Origin of the sequence: Kribbella sp. NPDC058245 (genome assembly GCF_042882005.1) — a bacterium.
In the GTDB taxonomy this organism is placed as follows: Bacteria; Actinomycetota; Actinomycetes; order Propionibacteriales; family Kribbellaceae; genus Kribbella.
Genome location: NZ_JBHVWY010000008.1, coordinates 240,141 through 259,779 on the forward strand (window position 1 = coordinate 240,141; position 19,639 = coordinate 259,779).

At 65.2% G+C, this 19,639-nt stretch carries 12 protein-coding genes; 10 read left to right on the forward strand and 2 right to left on the reverse strand.

Translation table 11 applies throughout. The annotated features are described in order from the left end of the window. The first annotated feature begins 101 nt into the window (after positions 1–101). The 3 genes from ACFVWG_RS20755 (at position 102) to ACFVWG_RS20765 (ending at position 6,726) form a co-directional block, all read left to right on the forward strand. Positions 102–4,550 carry a S8 family serine peptidase gene (locus ACFVWG_RS20755; RefSeq protein WP_391544965.1) on the forward strand — a complete coding sequence of 1,483 codons (4,449 nt, stop codon included), beginning with the start codon at positions 102–104 and terminating at the stop codon, positions 4,548–4,550. A gap of 400 nt (positions 4,551–4,950) precedes the next feature. Further along, entirely contained in the window at positions 4,951–5,160 is a 210-nt protein-coding gene (locus tag ACFVWG_RS20760; RefSeq protein WP_391544966.1) for a hypothetical protein, read from the forward strand. Between the two features lie 435 nt (positions 5,161–5,595). Continuing rightward, entirely contained in the window at positions 5,596–6,726 is a 1,131-nt protein-coding gene (locus ACFVWG_RS20765; protein WP_391544967.1) for a hypothetical protein, read from the forward strand. 138 nt (positions 6,727–6,864) lie between these two features. Here ACFVWG_RS20765 and ACFVWG_RS20770 read toward each other — a convergent pair whose 3' ends face one another. Both ACFVWG_RS20770 and ACFVWG_RS20775 read right to left on the reverse strand, forming a co-directional pair. Continuing rightward, positions 6,865–9,627, reverse strand: coding sequence for a hypothetical protein (locus tag ACFVWG_RS20770; protein WP_391544968.1), 2,763 nt, complete (start codon positions 9,625–9,627; stop codon positions 6,865–6,867). Positions 9,628–10,316: 689 nt separating this feature from the next. Further along, positions 10,317–12,839 carry a tetratricopeptide repeat protein gene (locus ACFVWG_RS20775; protein ID WP_391544969.1) on the reverse strand — a complete coding sequence of 841 codons (2,523 nt, stop codon included), beginning with the start codon at positions 12,837–12,839 and terminating at the stop codon, positions 10,317–10,319. Between the two features lie 1,399 nt (positions 12,840–14,238). Between ACFVWG_RS20775 and ACFVWG_RS20780 the strand changes: the two genes are divergently transcribed. The 7 genes from ACFVWG_RS20780 (at position 14,239) to ACFVWG_RS20810 (ending at position 19,639) form a co-directional block, all read left to right on the forward strand. After that, entirely contained in the window at positions 14,239–14,763 is a 525-nt protein-coding gene (locus tag ACFVWG_RS20780) for an ImmA/IrrE family metallo-endopeptidase (protein ID WP_391544970.1), read from the forward strand. Between the two features lie 413 nt (positions 14,764–15,176). Beyond that, entirely contained in the window at positions 15,177–16,076 is a 900-nt protein-coding gene (locus ACFVWG_RS20785; protein WP_391544971.1) for a hypothetical protein, read from the forward strand. A 3-nt stretch (positions 16,077–16,079) separates the two neighbouring features. Further along, a complete protein-coding gene (locus ACFVWG_RS20790; RefSeq protein WP_391544972.1) occupies positions 16,080–17,141 on the forward strand; it encodes a toprim domain-containing protein in 1,062 nt (353 codons plus the stop codon). Positions 17,142–17,254: 113 nt separating this feature from the next. Next, the gene (locus ACFVWG_RS20795) at positions 17,255–17,977 is read left to right on the forward strand and encodes a hypothetical protein (protein ID WP_391544973.1); all 723 of its coding nucleotides are present in this window, start codon (positions 17,255–17,257) and stop codon (positions 17,975–17,977) included. 29 nt (positions 17,978–18,006) lie between these two features. Continuing rightward, positions 18,007–18,786: a hypothetical protein gene (locus tag ACFVWG_RS20800; RefSeq protein ID WP_391544974.1), complete on the forward strand. Its 780-nt coding sequence runs from the start codon at positions 18,007–18,009 to the stop codon at positions 18,784–18,786. Further along, on the forward strand, positions 18,783–19,328 hold the full coding sequence (locus ACFVWG_RS20805) for a CHAP domain-containing protein (RefSeq protein ID WP_391544975.1): 546 nt from the start codon (positions 18,783–18,785) through the stop codon (positions 19,326–19,328). Before ACFVWG_RS20800 ends, ACFVWG_RS20805 begins: the two co-directional genes overlap by 4 nt. Further along, a complete protein-coding gene (locus ACFVWG_RS20810) occupies positions 19,325–19,639 on the forward strand; it encodes a DUF6112 family protein (RefSeq protein WP_391544976.1) in 315 nt (104 codons plus the stop codon). The genes ACFVWG_RS20805 and ACFVWG_RS20810 overlap by 4 nt, the downstream gene beginning before the upstream one ends.

Sequence of the window (19,639 nt, forward strand, 5' to 3'; positions counted from 1 at the left end):
GCAACGAACAATTTGCTGAGTGAGGAGCGGACCTAATGCAAACGATTTCATGAATTAATCTTGCGAGAATCTTCGGGTTCCGGTAATTCTTCGATAGCCGATTGACGTCGCTACCGGATTCCGATTCAGCCCGGATATGTAACGTACACGGTGAATTCGCCGATAGCCCGGCCGGGGGGCTGCGTCATGTTGACGGATGCCTCAAAGGGGTGCCAGGCCGTGCCGCGACCTGTTTCAGGCGCGGCGCGGTGGGCTTAGAGGGGGTTGGCATGAATTCTCGCGTGTCTCGTGTCTGGCTGAGGTTGCTGACAGCCATCGGCCTGGTAGCCGTCGGGCTGCCAGTCATCACGACTTCGTCTCCGGCTGCGGTGAACAACCCGGCGGGTTCGTTCGTGCCGGTGCCAGCCGCGCGGATGGTGGACACAGGAAGCGGCGTAGGAGTTCCCCGTGCTGCAATTCGGGCGAACACCGCCGTCACGGTCCAGATCACCGGGCGGGCCGGCGTGCCTGCCAGTGGTGTCGGCAGCGTGCTCCTGAACGTTGTCGCAGCCGGCGGAATCACGAGCGGATCCATCACGGCGTACCCTGCAGGATCTGCACGCCCGCGGACGCCCAACGTCTATTACCTACGACGGCAAACGATCGCGAACTCCGCCAGCGTGGCGGTCGGCACGGGCGGTAAGGTCACGTTCTTTAACGGCTCGGCCGGCACCGTACAACTCATCGTCAACGTCCATGGCTACACAATTGCCGGCGTCGCGACCCAAGCAGGTACGTACCGCCCAGTGACCGCTGCCCGCATGGTCGACACGGGGACCGGCGTCGGTGTCCCTCGAGCCGTGGTTCGCGCGAACACAGCCGTCACCGTCCAGGTCACCGGGCGTGCCGGCGTACCGGCCAATGGAGTCGGCAGCGTGCTGCTGAACGTCGTCGCAACCGCCGGAACTGCCAGCGGATCCATCACGGCGTACCCCGGGGGTGGAGCCCGGCCGCGAACGCCCAATGTGTACTACGCAGCGCGACAGACCGTCGCGAACCTTGTCAGCGTTCCGATCGGCATCGGCGGCAAGATCACCTTCTTCAATGGCTCGGCAGGCACCGTCCAACTCATCGCCAACATTCACGGCTATACGCTCGCCGGCGCCGCAGCCCAAGCCGGCGCCTACCGCGCGGTGACAGCCGCGCAAGTCGTTAACTCCGGGGTTGGTACCGGTGTCCCGCGAGCTGCGGTCCAGCCGAACGCCGCCGTCACCGTTCAGGTCACTGGGCGGGCGGGAATTCCAAGCACTGGCGTCGCAACTGTGCTCCTCAATGTGATCGCCGCCGGCGGATCCACCAGCGGGTCCGTCACCACATATCCCGGGGGTGGAGCCCGGCCGCGAACGCCCAATGTGTACTACGCAGCGCGACAGACCGTCGCGAACCTTGTCAGCGTTCCGGTCGGCATCGGCGGCAAGATCACCTTCTTCAATGGCTCGGCAGGCACCGTCCAACTCATCGCCAACGTTCACGGCTACACGATCCATGACACGACCGCCCCAGCTGGGGTTACCAACATCTCGCTCAGCAACGTCACCACGACGTCGGTCAAGCTGTCCTGGCACAACCCCGTAGACGCAGACTTCGCAGGTGTCACCGTGCGGAGTGCCTCTGGCTCGACACCGCCCTCGTCGCCCAGCAGTGGAACCGCCGTCGCGGAGCTGACCAAGCCCGCCGCCGAAGTTGTCGTGACGGGTCTCGTCCCGGGCACGCAGTACACGTTCGCCTTCTTCTCCCACGACTTCACGGCGAACTACTCCTCGGCGGCTTCTATCTCCGCGACGACGGCAGCCACTGCAGAGCCGCCCGGCCCTGTTACGGATCCGGGCACTTCGGTGATGACCCCGACATCGGTGTCACTCATGTGGAAGAACCCCACCGGACCGAACCTTACGGGTGTCATGATCCGACGTCTGGCTGGCGCGACCGCGCCGGGGTCACCGAGCGAAGGATCTCTGGTCGCAGAGGTTCCCACGGACACCACCGAGTACACCGACGGTGGACTGACGGCAGGCACCGAGTACTCCTACGCGCTCTTCGCACACAACGGCACACCTGAATTCGCCACAGCGGCGACGGTACGCGCAACGACATCAAGCGGAACGCCGGTCAGCCTGGAGCGCTCCCTTGACGTCACCATCGGCAGCTCGATCCAGATCGATGTCTCTGACACGTTCTCACGAGTCGCTTCGATACAGCCTCGACCGGGAAACCCGGCCGGCCTGACGGTGCAACTGACCGATACGGGGGTTGTCACCCTCGCGGCAACGTCGACCGTGGACAGCGGCCCGGCCAGCCTTATTGCCGATGGTTCAGGCTGTGTCGACAAGAACTGCGACATCCCCTTCCTAGTCGCCATCAACGCGAGTGTCGTTGCGCTCGCTGATGCGACTCCAGCCAACGAGGACTTCACACAGCCTGCGCCCGACAGATTGGCTCGTGCCGAGACCGTCGATGACATCAAGGCGCTCAACGACGAGGTCATCCTCACTCTCGGCTCTCCCCAGAACCCGGGCACCCTCGGAGAGGCACAATCGCTGGCCACCGGAGTCGGCGCTGTCGTCAGTGGAGCCCTGGAGGACCTGGGCGTCTACGAGCTGCGCTGGACGACGCCGCCCCCCGAGCTGGACCCCATCCTGGCGGAGCTGTCCAGCTCACCAATCGTTGCCTCCGCCGCCCGGTCCACGTTCGGATCTGCTGAGATCAACGCAACTCCGCCGGGCGACTGGAACGACGACGGCCAGGCCGTCAAGTGGCCGTTCCAGCAGATCCGTGCGCAGGAGGCCTGGGACATCGCGACCGGAGGAAACGTCAAGGTCGGCATCGTCGATGTTGGCACCGTGTACCGGGAACACGAGGATCTCAATGTCACCCAGACTCTCGGCAATGCCGAGATCGCTGAACACGCCACCCACGTCGCGGGTTTGGCCTGCGCAGTCGCCAACGGCCGTGGTCTCGTCGGCACCGCGTGGGGATGTCCAGTCGTTTCGAGTGGACTCGCACCGGGAGACGTCAAGGCACAACTCGGAAAAAATGCCCTACAGGCCGCCCGGCAGACCGCAAAAACTGAACCGCGGGTCATCAACATGAGTCTCGGTAAGAACGAGCATGACCCTGACTTCTGCGTGACCAAGGCGCGGAGCGATGCAATAAACGCAGAGATGCAGGCCGGTGCTGCGCCGTTCCGGCAACTGTTCAACGGACCTGTCGGCAGGGACATCGTCTGGACACTTGCAGCAGGCAACAACTGCGGCGTGGGCGTACACAGCCCGTTTGGCGCCAGCTGGGCGCTCCCCAACGTCATCACGGTGGCGGCCAGCAACTCCGACAACACCTTGGCATCATTCTCCAACTTTGGTCCAGGGGTGGAGGTGGCCGCTCCGGGAGGTGTAGGTGTCGACATCCAAGGCGGGGCCAGTGGTGTATGGAGTACGACACCGCGAAAGTGTGGATTCCTTAGCAAGGGGTGGTGCCCGAATTACTCCCCGATGGCGGGAACCTCGATGGCAGCACCCGTTGTTGCCGGGGTTGCCGCATTGGCGATCTCTTCGAATCTGTCAGCGACTGCTGCTGACGTAGGAAGCTGCATAACGTCCACCGCCGGCATCTCGACGCCGAAGCTGACGTCACGGAGTTCGCAGCCTGCGAACCTCGGCATCCCGATCCAGCCCAAGATCGCATTCACCGGATCGATCCCGGTTGTGGACGCTCGAGCGGCGGTCGAATGCGTACGTGACGGCATCCGCCACGGCGACGTACTGATCGCCGGTCAAGGCGACAGAACGTCGTCCGGGAACGGAACTGATCTAGGTGACCTGACCGCCCAGCTCGAGTCGCTCGGATACTCCGTAGCAACCTCCCGGACGTTGCCGAACGATCTGTCCGGCTTCGGCCAGATCTGGTACGTCGACACCGATGCCTTGACCGAGAGCGAGCAGGATCGCGTCGCAGCCTATGTCGCCGTCGGCAAGTCGGTATATCTCACCGGCGAGTGGGGCTGCTGCTCAGTCGACAGCTCGTCGATAGCACTCATCAACCGCCTCGTGCCGGGTTCGTCAGTCGTCCATGCAGGACCCGACGGGGACAATGTCACGATCCTCCCGGCAGCTCCGTTCGGCTTGGCCACCACACCACGCACCGTGTCGACCCTCACGACCGCTTCGCCGGGATCGTTGTCGGGCGTAGCGCCGGCCAATGTCGTCGGGTATTCCTCCGAACCGGATCGCGCCGTGATCGCCGCATGGGGACCTCAGGACGTCACTGGAGGGGGCCGATTGGCGATCATCATGGACATCAACTGGATAGCCCAGCAGTACCGGGGACCGACCTGGAGCCCGTTCGTCCAGAATCTAGCCCAGTTCCTACAACCATCAGTTCTGCTCAAGACCGGAAAGGCGGTCGACAAGGCATCCCAGCCCAACGACATGGCCGGCCTCGACCAGTCTTGGGCGAACCCGCCGACTCCTCGCACCCTCCGCGAACCTACGTCGGCAGCAGGCCCACGCCGATGACGATCGGTGATGTTCTCTGACGACGCCTCAATCGTGCGATGTACGTCCGGCGGCACAAACTGCCGGACGTACAGAGAATCGACCTTGGTCAGGCGCCGCTTCTCGCGCTGCCATTGGGTGGAGATCTCGTCCGGCCCATGGATGGTTGCGCCCGGCGGGTGTGAACTCGGCGCCGAGCTCACGCGACTGGGCGGCGGCGGTCAGCGCGGTGGTGGGCGTTGGCGGTCAGCTGACCGTCGCGGTAGCGGCCGCCGATCATGGAGTCCGGCCGGTCGACAGGATCTGACGGGCGGCCTCAGCTGCCGCACCTGCTCGGCCCGCAGGACGTCGGCGCGGTGGAAGCCCCTGTACGGCGCACCTTCCCGCAGCTTGACCCGTCGCGACGGCGGCGGCGCCGTGCATGAACTCGAAGAGGCCGGACGGCGACTTCGTGATCGGCGTCCCGGCAGCAGCGCCGTCCCTGGTGCTGGCCGGTGGATTCTCGGGACACGGGTTCAAGCATGCAACCGCCGTTGGGGATATCGCGGTCGCCGGCATCTCCGAGATCGCGCTGGATCACTTCTCGCCGGACCGATTCGGACGTGTTCGCGATCCTGGCTACTTTGCGTAGCGTTGCAAGCTGCTCAGGTCTGAGCGCGGCGAGTGCGAGGTCGACCTGTCTCGTAGCCGCTGCTACGTCGGTCCAAGGCGCCCTCGACATGTCGTACGGACCTAGTGATGTGGCCAGATGGATTCGATGACGGATAAGGCATTCGGGCAGGAATAGCCGACAACCAGGGCCACCAAGACGCGCGAGTTGAGCACGACGTCGAGTAGGTCGATCACAGTGCGCGCAGCGGATCCAGACGCAGGCTGACGCTCGTCCGTCGCACTGCCGGAGCCTATACGGCGTTTCTTGGCCTTACCCATCGTGATTGGCACCTGTCCCGCGTACTCGAAGCACCTGTTGTCACCCGACATCGTGTCGGGCTCAAGGACAATGCATCAGATCGTCAGACGGTGCGTTGGGAGAAGATCGGGGGGTTCTAAGGCCTACAGTGTCGCCGTGTCTCGGTCTGTCAGCCCTGTCGACGAACAGCTCGCCCGGCAAGCGTCCGAGGAGGGCCATCCAACGACCCCGCGTCAGATCGAGCGCTGGCGTGAGAAGGGTCTGCTGCCTCCGAACGAGCGAGTCTTTCCCGGACGAGGGAGCTCGGCGACGGCTGCGGCCGGAACCATGGAGCTCGTCCGCTGGCTCTCGCAGAATGCTCGACGGGGGCGTAGGCCGGCTGATCTGGCGCTCCTGGCCCTCGCAGAGGGACTGCCTGTTCCGGAGGCTACGGTTCGCGGGGCCTTTGTCGCTGCTATCCGGCGCCCAGTCCTTTTAGTCGAGCGCGACTTCCCGGAGGGCGCTGAACCAGAGGACATCGCAGAAGCTGCAGCAGACGCTGGTCTCGCCGCAACCGTGCTGCCTGAGCGCGTCCGACGTATCGACCAATCTCTTGAGACGCTCGGAGCCGACTGGGCACTGCCAGGCCTCGGCGACCTCGATCCAGGCCCGACCAGTGATCCGCTCACACCCAAGGACTGGGCCTACAACGCGGTCCTCGCACTGCTGAAAGGTGGCGGGGACCTGACCATCGAGCAGATGGCACAGATGGCGCGGTCGGTCCTTCCGAAGAACGCAGTCGTCCCAGTTGCCGCGGACATGGAGCGCAACTGGCCTGACAACGAAGCCGACCGCGAGCTACTCCTCAATGAATCCGGGGGCCTCTCGTTTATCCCTGAGGGAGACCTACGGCAGCTGTTCGAGGAGTATGCGCTCAACCGGCCACTCGAGGAGCTCCGCAACGCGTTGGAGACCGCCACGCAGGTCGCCGAATGGGCCGAACGTCTCTGCGCCGACACGGAGGCTGAAGTCGCGTCCAATACGCCCGGCCCAGCGGCACAAGAGTGGATGATCGGCTCGCTTGTCGGACCTGCGAGGCTCATGCTGACCACGGGCCTGCGCGACGCTGACTCCAGCCCCTCTGACCTGGCTTTCACCGCCGTGCTGCTGCTTTTCATGCAAGATCTCTTGGGTCGCGTCCGGTCTCTCGTGCCGGCTGCCAACTTCGACGTGCTGGCTCTCCCCGGCGTCCTCCCGCAATGCATCCTGACCACGCTGAACTTCGGCGTCTCGTCCAGTTCGACGTGATACCGCTATTCGACCGAGTTCGCCAAGACCCGTGAGCTCTTGCCCTGGCTGGCGAAGTTCGGATCGACTGCCACATGCGGCGTCAGGAGCAAGCCGCTGGATCCCTTTAGGCGCTCGGACCGGTCCGCTCGAAAGGGTTCAGTTGCCTCGGTTGTTTTGGGGTGAGGGGGCGGGGGGTGGGGTGAGGACTTGGTCGACGAAGACGTTGGCGGCGCCGGCGCCCAGCGTTGTGGCGGTGGCGGTGAGGAGCGCGATCAGGAGGGTGGAGGCTGAGGCGGTGGCTGCCGTCAGGTGGTGGAGTTCGCGGAGTTGGCGGAGGCCGTAGGCGTGGCGGCGGAGAGCTAGGTAGTCGGCGGTGAGGCCGAGGATGAGGCCGAAGAGAAGCCATTGGGTCAGTTGGAGGAGGGCGGCTCTGAGGTGCAGTTCGGGGAGGAGAGTCAGGCAGAGGGCTGGAGCCGAGAGGGTGACGAACATGCTGAGGCCTTTGCCTACGCCGGTGTTTCCGCGGATCAGGGGATAGGCGATGCCCATGACCAGGCCGGCGATGGCGAAGCGGAGGATGACGAGGAGGCCTGCGGCGGCGTCGACCAGGCGGAACGGGCCACCGGCGGTCAGGACGTTGAGGACGGCGGCGATGTCGAGCACCGTCCAGGGAAGTCCGGTGACGAGGCCCAGTACGGCGAACTGGCATGCGCGCCGCCAGGGGCTGACGCCGGTGTAGGACGACAATGCATCGCGTAACTGCCTCCGAGTCGGGCGCGGGATACGCGTTGCGAGGCGGGTGAGCTTCGTGACGCGGAGCCTTCCTTCGACGTCTGGTTGCCCGATGTCCTCCATCGGTTTGTCGGCGAGGCTCTTGCGCAGGGCGGCTTCGGTTGTGGCGTCGACGCGGGCGAAGGCAATTTCCGTGACGACGGTCCCGACGGCGTCGCTTGTTGCAGCCAGGGCGACGTCGCCGATCGCGGGGCGCTCGGCTGTTGCTGCGCGGCGCGGTAGTAGCCAGACGTCGAAGAGAAGCCAGCCGACCAGAAAGGCGAGCGGTAGTCCGCCGACAGTTGCCGCGGGTGTGAGTAGACCGACCAGGGCGACGAGGATGGCCGCCGTACGTAGCAACGCCAACGATCCGCGAGTTGTCCCGGCGACATCTCGGCCGAGCCGTCGGAGCAGCAGCACCAGCAGCACCAGCACGACGAGCCGCAGCGTCTGGTCGATCGAGAACGTGAACGGCCGGAAGTCGTACCAGGTGATCGGCGGCTGGAACTCACTGCCGTACACGACCAGCGGCAGCGACAGGAGAACGGCGGCCACATATCGCAAGCCCTGCCATGGTCGCAGAGCAGTGCGCAGCTTGTCCCACATCGCGGGCGGATCCGCGTTGACAACCAGCCGTACCAGTCGATCGAGCGTGAGCCATGCCAGCGCGCTCGCCCCGACTGGAACCAGGGCCCCCACGACACCGCCGATCAACCCTCGCTGGCGCGTCGCCGGCGCGAGCAGTAGCAGTACCGCGACCAGTCCCAGACCGCCGACCATCGTCGCGATCGAGGACTTGCGGAGCCGCAGCGCCCAGCCGAGGATCAACGTCCCGAGCATGGCAGCGAGTACGGCGCCGCACAGCCCGATGACGTGTCCGGCGAACCCACCGGTCCATTCCTTCCATGTCGGCTGTGCCCAGTGATCCGGCCACCAACCGCCGTCGTCCGACAATGTGCCGGCCCAGACCGGGATCGTGGTGGCGAACACCGCGCTCAAGCCGGCGACCAACCACCCCCAACCTTTTGCCGACTTGCCGCCGAATGCCCGGCGCAATCCGGCACGTCGCCAGACGAAGCCGACGGCGACGATCAGGAGGATCACCCCGAGCTCCGACGCCGGCTGCAAGCCGAGCAGCGGATTCCTCCCTCGAGACCAGAACAGCCGGTTGTTCACCGTGGACAGTAGATCCGACAGCAGGGAGACGACATTGAGCAGGACGTGCAGGAGCAGCATGAGCCCGATCGCCATCGCCGCGTGCTTGCCGAAGAGGTCGGTCACGGCCCACTGTCGCAACGATAGGTATGGCGTCTTGCCGGCGGACGGCCGCATTCGCCACCAGACGATGAGTAATGGAACCGTCGTCAGCACAGCGAATCCGCCCGACGTGAGTAGCCGGTCGACATCGCGGTCGTTACCGATCAACGACTGGTCGCGGCTGATCCCGTCCGGAGGCGGCGCCGCGGTCGATGCGAGCTCGGCCCGCGCCGTACCGCCGCCGCGGAAGACCGCCCGGGTCGCAGACTGGTCTTCCCATGCGCCGACCTGCCGGCAGCCTTCCGAAGTCTGCTCCGCCTTGACCGCCACGACCTGCAGCCCGGATCCGACGACAGTGAAGGTCCGCGTGAGCTTTCCGCACAGCGGGTAGCTGTCCTCGATCGCCACCACGGTGGTGTCCACCGGCGCCGCGAGCGCCGCTGCCTCGATGGACACGTAGACGCGGTCGCCGACCACGGACATCGTCGGATCCCCGTAGTTCAGCCCCCAGCGGATGGAGGGGCTCAAGCCGACGACAGACGCCAACTCCCGGCCGTGCCCGCGGGCCTTCCCGGCCCGGACGGCCCGCAGCAACGGGTCGCTCACCGGCCCCTCGATCCAGATAGTGAGCTTGGCTTCGCCCCTCGGCTGATCAGTCGAGACTGTCAGCGTCGCAGCAGCCAACAGTTCGCCCGGCGCGACCTGGTCCGCCGCAGCCGCCAGGTCGCTGACTGCCTCGACCGGATCGTCCACCCACGGCTCGCGTACCGACTTCAGTACCCATGGCACTGGTGCGGAGCTGTCCCCGAGCAAGCTGCCCAGGTACTCCAGCCCGGCCAGCAGAGCGAGCACCCCCACGATCCCCGCGACGACACGGCCAACTACCTTCACCGCCCCCACCCCCAGTGCCATGGTCACGTCCAGTGACCACCGCGTCCAGGGTTCGGACATAACGTCTGCGCATTGGGCGCCGGCAGAGATAGGAGGTGACGAGGTGAGGTGGCTCCGGTATTGCCTATCTCAGTGTGAGCCGGCTCGCCGTCAATACTCCGTTGTACTGGCTTGAAGCCCGAGGCTTCTGTGTGGCGTCCGACGTCGATGTCTCAATGACCTAGTGCGATCTTCGGCGTTCGGGTTCGTGGTTCGGACCGTCGCACATTGCAGGAGGTTGCAACCCGCGCAGCATCGCTACCTCAGGATCCGGGGTTGCCTGGCCAACCCCCGTACTGTGAAATCGCGGCAGGTTTTGCGCTCGTTTCAGCACGCGGCTGAGCGCTCATGGGCGGAGTCTGCGCTTCCTGCCGTGGGCAAGAGTCGGTCCTCGCTTTCGTCGACGGGCTGTCGGCGCCACGGCGTGAATCCGGGCGGCGGAGCTGCCGGATCGGAGGTGTCGGTGTCATCACCGACAGTGGTGGGCATGGCACAAATTCTGGAGACAACTCGGAGCCAGCTGCTGATGCTGGCGCTGGCCGGCTATGTGTTCGTCATGTTCATCGGGATGCATGCCACCCGCATCATGTACGTCCTCGCGAGTGGTCGAGACTGTGTTTCCGCATCCAGAGACTCCTGGGGAAAGATGGCTACGCCAGGGCGCGTCCCCGCGGGCGGGTGTGGATCTCGTCCATGCGGCTCCGCCAGCGGGAGGCGCCGATGAGGTCGCCGCGATCTTGAAGAGTCGGTATGAGATTCGCAATGGCCTGGGTCTGCCCTTGTTCTGCAGCGCGTCGGAACCAACGCTCGGCTTCGAATGGCCTTCCTTGCCGCTGGAGGATCACCCCGAGGGTGTTCATCGCAGCCGTATGACCGGCTTTGGCCGCCTCACGACACCACGTCTCAGCCTCCGCGGGGTACGGACTGATCCGCAGAATGAGATGCGCGAGGTTGTACATCGCGCTGACGTTGCCACCGCGTGCGCTGGTGCGATACCACCGGACGGCGTCGCGGTGTTTGCCGCCTCTGGCCAGCCGCAACGCGAGGTTGTACTGCGCATCTGGATCGCCGGCGTTGGCTCCGACGTGGAACCAGTACTCTGCCTGGGTTTCGTCGCCACGTCGCTTCGCCATGACCGCGAGTGAATTCATGGCATGCCCGTCACCTCTTACGGCGCTGGCGTGATACCAGTGCCTCGCCCCGGCAACGTCGCCGCGCTCGTGGAGCATGAAGGCAAGCCCGTTCATCGCTGCGGTGTTCCCGGTCTCGGCGCTGATCCGGTAATAGTGCTCAGCCTCTACTGGTTGGCCCCGGCGGTCGAGCAGATCCGCCAAGTTGTGAGCTGATTCGACGTTACCTGCCTCGGTGCCGGCGCGATACCACTGCTCTGCGGCTGCCGACTGACCCCGTTGCTCGGCCATAACGCCAAGCTTGTTCATGGCCTGGGCTGAGCCGTTGCCGGCGGCGGCTCGATACCAGGGCTCGGCTTCACTGGCACGCCCGGTGGTTCGCAGCAGTTGAGCGAGAGTGAACATGGCGGGGGCGTGGCCAGCCTCGATGCTTTTCAACAGCCAGTCCTTGGCAATCCGTCTCGAGCCGCGGCGCCACTGATTGAGGGCGACCCGATGCATGGCCACGGCGACTCCCCGGGTTGCAGCGGCCATGAGCCACTGCTCGGACTCCCTACGCCTGGCAAGGCCGTTTTCCTGTTTGCCAAGGGTGTCCAGGGCGATCGCGAGGTTGTGCATCGCATCCGCATATCCGGCCTCGGCTGCGGCTCTGCAAAAGGGTTCTGCGTCGGCGAAGTTCTTGCGCTCGCAAAGAATCGCTCCGACGAGGTGGCTCGCCTCCATGTTTCCTCTGTCTGCGGCCAGCCGGGCCAGATCTTCTGCGCGGCCGATGTCGTCAAGGCGCAGTGCAGCTGCGGCCACGACAGCGAGGTCGGCCGGGGTATCGCGCAAAGCCGCAGCGACGAGTTGCCATGTCGCTGCGGGTATGGGGCGGCTGGGGTTCCTCGAGAGATAGTCGAGGAGGTAGTCGTGGACCACGACGCCGCTGCCGTCCGTGCGGTTGGTGATGAGCCGTGCGCCTGACACAGCTGTGCTGGCCCAGACCAGCGCCTGTTCAAATCGCTGCAATAGCAGCGCATCGTCTGATGGCAGGTAGTGCGGATGGAGGCTCATCACAAGCGACAGGGGTACTGGGCGGGTCAGCCCGAGGCGGAACCAGTCGGCGGCCGCCCGGACGAGCGCGACTCCCTCGGCCGGCGGATCACCTATCTCGAGTCGTTCGATGAGCTCTGGGCCGGCTGAGAGGAATTCGCCGAGACCCATACCTTTACCGAGGGCAGCGACGACGTCTGGTTTGTCCTGGTGCTGGCGGCCTGCGGTTTGACGGTCCTGCTCGTCCCAGCCGGTGAATCGGATCACCGCTCCTTGCGCCACGGCGAGTTCGACTACATCTCGGCCAGCTGGTCGAGCCTCGCCTTGGGGCTTGATCTGCTCGTAGGCGGCTGCGCGCATCGTAGCGATGATTCGGACATTTCGGATCTTCAGAAGCCGCTCAATGCAAGCCACATCGACGCCTGCCCCCAGATGCCGGTCGAGATCGTCGAGCCACACCACGACGCTGGCCCTGACTACTCCGGCGTTGGCTAGCTCGATCAACGCCGAGGGCCGCAGGACGGGGATCACAACGCGTTCGCCGGGGTAAAGCTCGCGTGCCAGCTCGGCAACGGATCGCGATTTGCCGGCCGTCGATGGCCCGTGAACCAGAACGAATCGATGTTCCTGTAGAGCGTCTCGTAGCCGATCGTCCAGGAGGTGCCGGGGCACGTACCGAAGCTGCTCGGTCGACTCCTGCAGTCCCTCACGGGGAACGCGAACGCCGAGGGCGGCAAGGTCAACGTCCCTGAGCGTTGGGAGACGAGGCATCGAGCTGCCTGTGGTGAGGGTCGCGATGGCCTGTCGCCGCTTTGTGACGCCACTGATACGCCAGAGGGCGCTGATCCCGCCGGCGAAGGCCACGATGACGGCTACAACAGTGCCGGCGACTTGGGCGGAATCGACTGGCTTGGAGCTGAGCCAAAGGATCACCAAGGTCCCGACCACGGCGCAAAGAAGAAGCCATGCGGAAGCCACGGCGATACCCGCTCGCAAACGGGCTCCAGCCATCAGAGACCTTCGGATTGGGGCCGAGGCACCGGCGTGGAGAACAAGGATACGGAGCCCATTTCCATGGCGGCGCTATCCGGGACTGGCGAGCCAGGCGGCTGTTCTGTGACAGGTCCTGCTCTGTATCGGTCGCCGTCCGTGGCCCATATCAGGCTCGATCGAATGGATGTCTGCAGCGCGCAACAACATCGCGCGGCCCCCTCCTGGCTGCCGGCCTTCCCCCCACAGGAAGGTGACCTTCTCGGCCACGGGCAGATAGTGACACAGAGTAACCCTGGGTGCAATAGCCGGCTGTGACCCTTGAAGGCCTCGTGGTTCTCGGCCTAGAACTGAAACATGTTGGATCGGCGAGCTCAGGGCAGGTTGAGGACGCGCAAGGCGTTGTCTGGGGCTTCGGCGGCGGCTGGGTTGGCTATTTGAGGCCACCGACCTCCCGGGATGCCGCGATACCAGTCGTCCTCGGTGTCGCGGAGATCGTGCCGCCCCCTCTTCGGCCGGGTCTCTGCATGGTGGATCGCGTCGACCGTGTTCGCCCGCTGGGCGCGGGCGGCTTCCTAAACACCACTTCTAGGCTCAGGCCGAGATGTTTCCCGATCACCCGGGAACTCAAGGCACCATCCGGCGTCTTCTCTGGCGTCTGGCTGCCATCTGTGTCGGGATGTCTGACTTTGCGGCCGTGCTCGCGGTCCTCGTACATCGGGGAGTAGGCAACACGGGCGTACTCTCGGCCATCGGGCGTGCGTTATGGCGTTGCCAGGAGCGATGACGGTGATCGCCCTCAGCGAGGCGGCCCTGAACAATGTCTACGCGGAGTACCTGATCGACCGACGGCCACCTGCCTTCCGCCGATCCCGCGGCGCCGGGCAGGTCTAGTGGCCCGACCGCCGCCTCGAAGGCCGGCGTACCAGGAGACGCCCCGGAAGGTCTGGGTCGTAGTCGGCTCTGAAGCCGGTGAACTCTGCCCCTCACGCTCATGCGGTCGGCTCGAAAAACGGCCGGCGAATCCCGTTGAGTCCTTCCGACGAGGACTACGGGAGGCGTGATGAGTCGGTTGCGGGTGAGTGGTGACGATCTTCGGCGGGTGTTCGAGGCTGAGGTGGGTGGTCGGATATCGACGGGGCGGTGGGTTCGTTGGCTGGATGCGGCGTCGGTGTTGCGGGACCAGTCGTTCAGGAATGTGGTTCTGATCCGGATGCAGATGCCTGAGGCAACGTGGGTTGATGGCCGCGAGCTGTGGGAGGAGCAGGGGCGCAGGGTGGCTCGTGGTGAGGCGGGGATTCGGATCATGACTCCGAAGGAGAGGACTGCGGGTCCTCGGGGTGCGAGTAGGCGGCATGATGTGAGGACGGTCTGGGATATCTCTCAGACCGACGGTCGAAATGTTGCGTTGCCAGCGGCCGTGAGTGCTGTCGAGGTCATGTACGCCTTGGCGAAGGTTGCTGGCGAGCTCGGGTATGGCGTTCGCTGGGGTGAGTCGACTGAGGGGTTCGTTTCGCGGGCGGATCGGCGTCGGCGGCAGATCGTGCTGAGTCCGAGTCTCGATCCTCACGGAGCGGCTGGGCGCATTGCGCATGAGCTTGCTCATCTGCGGATGCACAAGCTGTCGAGTGGTTCGCGCTGTCATGGTCTGATGGAGTTGGAGGCCGAGTCCGTCGCGTACGCCGTACTTGCAAGGTATGGCTGTGTCGTTGACCGGCGGACTGCTGAGCGACTGTCGGCCGTCGCTTCGGTGGTCGGTCACAGGCCGCCGGCGCGGATGGTCGATGCGTTGGGAGGCCGGGTCGTGACGGTGGCTGGCCGGTTGGCGGGAGCTGCTGAGCGGCATCTGGAATCGAGGGCTGCGCCGGTTCACGTTCGCCCGACTCGAGTCGACGTCGGGGTGCAAGGGACTTCTCCTGAGGAGGGTCCCGGACTCTCGCTGTAAGGGCGGGCGAGTCCTGGAACTGGTAATCCGGGTTCCGGCTCCACTGGCTACTGGCGATGTTCGAGTCATGGATTTCGTGGGTGGTGTGCAGCCGGACACAACGTCTGATCGGTCGGCGAGTTGGAGGATTGCGCGTCTGATTGAGCTGCTCGATGCCGCGATTGACTCGACTGGGGCGCGGTTGGCTCGGTCCGAGGGGTTGTGGTTCGACTGGACGGATGAGGCTCCGGCAAGGTCCGCTCGGCGTACAAGGGCTTGGCGGCAGGATTCCGTCGCGCGTCTGGAGGCGGAGACCGAGTTGCAGCGCGGGATCGATACTCCGTAAGTCCTGGATTTCGTGATCCGGGTTCTGAAGTCGGTACGACGAATCCACCTTCGTAGCTGTCATGCACGACAGCGATGTTGGAGGTTTCGTGAGTGAACCGGGGTACATGTTGTCGCTCAAGGAGCGGCGACGGTTGCTTGAGGCAAATGCGGCGGCGGCGCGGTTCTATCGGCGTGAGTTGCTGCGTACGCGGGGCGGTTGGCAGACGGAGTACTTGAAGGCCCGCGGTGCGGAGTCGGTGTTGACGATCAACACGGACTGGAAGGTCGGCTACGCGCCGGACACCTGGACGAGTCTCACCGACCATCTGCATGCGGAGGGCTTCAGTCACTCGACGTTGATCCAGGCGGGCCTTATGGAGTGGACGGCAGGCGGCGAGGCCATTGACCGCCATCGGGATCGGTTGATGCTGGTGGCGCGTGACCATCGGCTATCACCGGTCGGATTCATCGCCATCGGCCAGGACGGACAGGCGAAGTCTGTCAGCCCAGTCAGTGCCATTCATCGGCCATCCAATGTCCTGTTAGGGATCGAGGAGCAACTGGATCTGCTAGCGGGTGGCGCGGTCGCAGTCATCGTGGATGATCCGATGGATGCCATCGCGGTGACTGCGTTGAGTCGCGAGGTGGGCGGGCAATGGGCTGGAATTCCTGTCTGCGGAGGCGGGCTATCGACGGCTCAGGCGCGGATCGTGCGGCGGTACAGCCGGACCGACAAGGCGATAGTCGTCCTGAGCGGAGACGAACCCTCCCGCCATCAGGCCGCAGGCTATGTGTTCGATCTCGCGCTCTTCTTTGATCGCGTGCGTGCGGTCGAGATGTCGATGGGGATGGCAAGCGCGGTCATGCGCGGAGGAGCGAAAGCTGAGCTGCAGGATCTTCTGTCGGGTCCCCGTCCGCTGATCACCTACAAGGTCAGCGAGGGCCGAGCCGGGACTCTGCACGCCGAGGATCTCGATCCTCCGGCGCAGGGACCGGGGCTGGGATGAGCCATGCGGAACGTAACGCTGGAGATGCATCGGCAAGCCTTGGAGTTCTATCAGCGGCAACTGGGCAGCAGGCCGGACGGCTGGGCATCCGTGCACCTGCGCGATCGCGGTCTGGCCGCGGCGTTGGGCGACCCTGCGTGGGGAATCGGATATGCGCCGGCTAGCTGGACTGGCCTGACCGATCACCTCCGCAAAGCGGGCTTCACCGACGAGAGCCTGGTGACTGCTGGCCTCGCGGCACCGACGATAAACGGGTATCTGATCGATCGCTTCCGCGATCGGCTCATGTTTGCCGCCGAGAACGCCGACATGGAGGTAGCCGGGTTTGTCGGGCGTGCTCGCGGCGGATTGGTGCGATATCTGAACAGTCCGACGACGGAGATCTACTGCAAGTCGGAGGCCACGGTTGGGCTGGTGGCGCAGTGCGGGAAGCTGCTGCGTGGCGCGACGCCTGTGCTGGTCGAGGGAGTGATGGATGCCCTCGCGGTAGATCAGCTCGGCAGTCGCTGGGCTGGGATCGCGATCTGCGGTACGGCGGTCACACGCCAGCATGCGTTGACGATCAGACAGCTGTCGCCGGCCAACAAGATCGTGATGGCATTCGATCCTGACCTAGGCGGCCGGCTGGGCGCCGTACGCGGTCTGAATGCGTTGGACGGGGTGTTCGGCGCAGTCCAGGCGGCCGCGCTACCGGACGGCCATGACCCGGCGAAGTTGTTCCAGCGCTCCCCCGCACGGCTGCTCGAGTGCTTGGACTCCGCAGTTCCGCTGGCCGAGTTCGCGATCGACGTCGAGCTCGCGAAGTGGGCTCCGGTTCTCGACCACCTGAGCGGTCAGGTCAACGCTCTACGAGCTGTTGCACCGTTCGTCAGGCAGTTGCCGTCGGCCCAGGTCGCACAACAGATCGCGCGACTGTCCGAACGCTTGGACCTTGAGGTGGCTGTCGTGTCGCGGGAGGTCCTGACACCTGTGCGTTCTGGATCAGGACGGAGCACAGCGAGGAAACCGACCGGCTGGGGCGGGGACGTCCTGGCTGAGGGACCAGGCAATTCCAGGACTCCTTGATCTCGTATTCCAGGTTCTGAGTTCGCCCCGCCGCCACCAGATTTGTGGCACGGCAGTACGACGAGAGGAGCCGGAGCGATCCGCTCCTCCTTCCCCCGGGATGGAGTGACTCGATGAACGACGAGTTGGAGGTACTCATCGCCGACGCGGCGGATTCGGACTGGGCGGAGGGACCGTCCAGGCGGCTTGCCGAGGGGATCGAGGAGCGGATCGTGGCACCGCTGTCGGGCAGGTTCCGCGCGGTCCTCGGGTACGACGAAGCTCGGCAGCTTGCTCGGGTGATCGCCTGGGAGAGGTGTCGTGAGCTGGCAGCGAACCCGCCGAAGCGTGGTCTGTCGTGGGGTTACCTCGGCACATTGGTGAGGTGGCGCCTGACGGACATCCTGCGCACCGAACTGGTCCGCAGGCACCGGCTCTCGCTGCGAACTGAGCCACCGGAGCGTGAGGTGGAGGTGCCCTGGCTCGGGCACCACCTCGATCAGATCGTCGACGAGTTAGAGCGCAAAGGGCTATCCGCTGCCACGGCTCGGAACCTGATCCGCACGGCGGCCGACGGGCCGCCGTACTACCGCGCAGCAATCGTCGTGCGCCTACGGCGAGTCGGTGCCACGGGTGAGCAAGCCGAAGCGCTCAGTTGGCTGTTGCGCGGAGGGGCCGGTAGACCGTCGGCGTTGGCCCGGCTGGCGAGCGGGCAGCCTCCGGCGGAGGTTTTCGAAGATTCCGACGTACGACGCTGGGTCTGGGCTGCTGCCGGCCGTGACCTTCGGTTTTTCGGGCGAGGCGGGCGCCTCGGCCACCGCCGACTGGTCGGTCTGGGCCAGCTCCGAGCCGCCTGACCAAAAAAGTCTCCCGGGCTAATCCGTTGATGCCCGTCATGACGCACAACCACACCGCAGTACCCCGCCACAACTGGCTCGTTCGGTACTACCGCGCGCAGTTCAGGTTCTGGCTGCACGTCCTGAGCGCGGTCTGGATCCTGCCGCGGCCGCTGGCCGCGCTCGGGTTCGCCTGGCTGCGCCGTACTGAAGTCCCCAAGAGAAGAGGAAACAACGTGAACCACTCGATCCGATCCAAGGTCGTGATCCCCGCCGTACTGGTGCTCGGCACCGTACTGGTCCTGCTGGTTGCCGGGTGCGGTCAGAGGCCGACGGCGACCCCGGTCGGTCCGGCTGTGCCTGGTGACAACGTGCAGGTGACGCGGGCGCCGCTCGAGCAGTGGCGGGTGCCGGTGACCGCTGATCCGCATGAGTATGCGATTGCGTTCGCGCGGGCGATCTGGACCTATGACGCGAGCCGGCACAGCTATTCGGACTGGGTCGGTGGCATCAACATGTTCGCGGGTGCGACGAGCACGAGCGGGGAAGTTGCCCGCAGCATGCTGCCTGGGCTGGGGGAGTGGCAGCAGCTCGAGGCGTGGAAGGCGCGCGCAACCGTCGCGGACATCACCGCTGAGACCACGCCGGAGTTGTCGAAGCTGAAGGAGAATCACGGTTTGCCGCAGGGCTGGCAGGCCTATGTGGTGCGGGGCAAGCAGAGCGTGGTCCTAGGCCCGGAGACGAAAACTGTCGAGCGCATCGCGGCGGTCAGCGTGGTCTGTGTCTACACCTGCAAGTTCTGGTCAGCCTCGCCCGAGACGACGACGTGATCATCAAACTCGTCTTGGCTGGTGCGCTGCTGACCAGCGGCATCGGGCTGGTCGCGCCGCTGGCTGTGGCAGCCAGCGGCAGCGACACCTGCATCTCGACACCGACAGACGCGCTCCCGGCCAGCTGCCGGGCGCCGGCCGGAGTGGATTCCGGTTCGCTGCCGGGTGCGGATGAGGCTGTGGCGCGGGCGTTGCGGCTGGTGGGTGGCCATGGCTACTACCAGCTGTGCGCCCGGCTGGCGTCCAACATCTGGGGACGGCCGCACTCGGGCTACTACTCGGCCGCTGAGCAGTGGCGGCAGATGGTTGTCTCCGGCAACGCGCACCGCGATCGGAAGCCGCCTGTCGGTGCGCTCGTCTTCTGGGACACCGGCGGCGTCTTCGGCCATGTCGCCGTGTACGTCGGCGAGGGCCGCATCGTCTCGAACGACATCGGCGACGACTTCCCTGGCGAGGGCGGTGTCTACCTCGTCGACTTCGGCCTCGTCGAATCCAAGTGGCACGCGGCCTACCTCGGGTGGGCGCCCCCTATCTACTCATGACCAAAGGACCTCTCGTGTTCAGCCACATCATCATCGATCTGCAAGACCCTGGAGTCACACCCAATACCGACGGTCTGCCTGGCCTGCAGGCCTTCCGTCACATGATCGGAGCACTGCAGCCCTTCGGACTGGTCGTCTGCGTCGCCGTCCTCATCGTGTCTGCCGCGGCGTGGGCGCTGGGGAGCATCAACGGCAACGCCGGCTATGCCAGCAAGGGCAAGTTCGGCTTCGTCGTCGCGCTCGGAGCGACGATCCTGATCAGCTCGGCCAACGCTCTGGTCCGCTTCTTCAGCGGCATCCAGATCGGCTGA

Bases quoted from the DNA above. Each gene is read 5' to 3' on its own strand.
- ACFVWG_RS20760 (WP_391544966.1), top strand. From the start codon at position 4,951: ATGAACTCGAAGAGGCCGGACGGCGACTTCGTGATCGGCGTCCCGGCA.
- ACFVWG_RS20775 (WP_391544969.1), bottom strand. From the start codon at position 12,839: ATGGCTGGAGCCCGTTTGCGAGCGGGTATCGCCGTGGCTTCCGCATGG.
- ACFVWG_RS20790 (WP_391544972.1), top strand. From the start codon at position 16,080: ATGCGGAACGTAACGCTGGAGATGCATCGGCAAGCCTTGGAGTTCTAT.
- ACFVWG_RS20795 (WP_391544973.1), top strand. From the start codon at position 17,255: ATGAACGACGAGTTGGAGGTACTCATCGCCGACGCGGCGGATTCGGAC.
- ACFVWG_RS20800 (WP_391544974.1), top strand. From the start codon at position 18,007: ATGCCCGTCATGACGCACAACCACACCGCAGTACCCCGCCACAACTGG.
- ACFVWG_RS20810 (WP_391544976.1), top strand. From the start codon at position 19,325: ATGACCAAAGGACCTCTCGTGTTCAGCCACATCATCATCGATCTGCAA.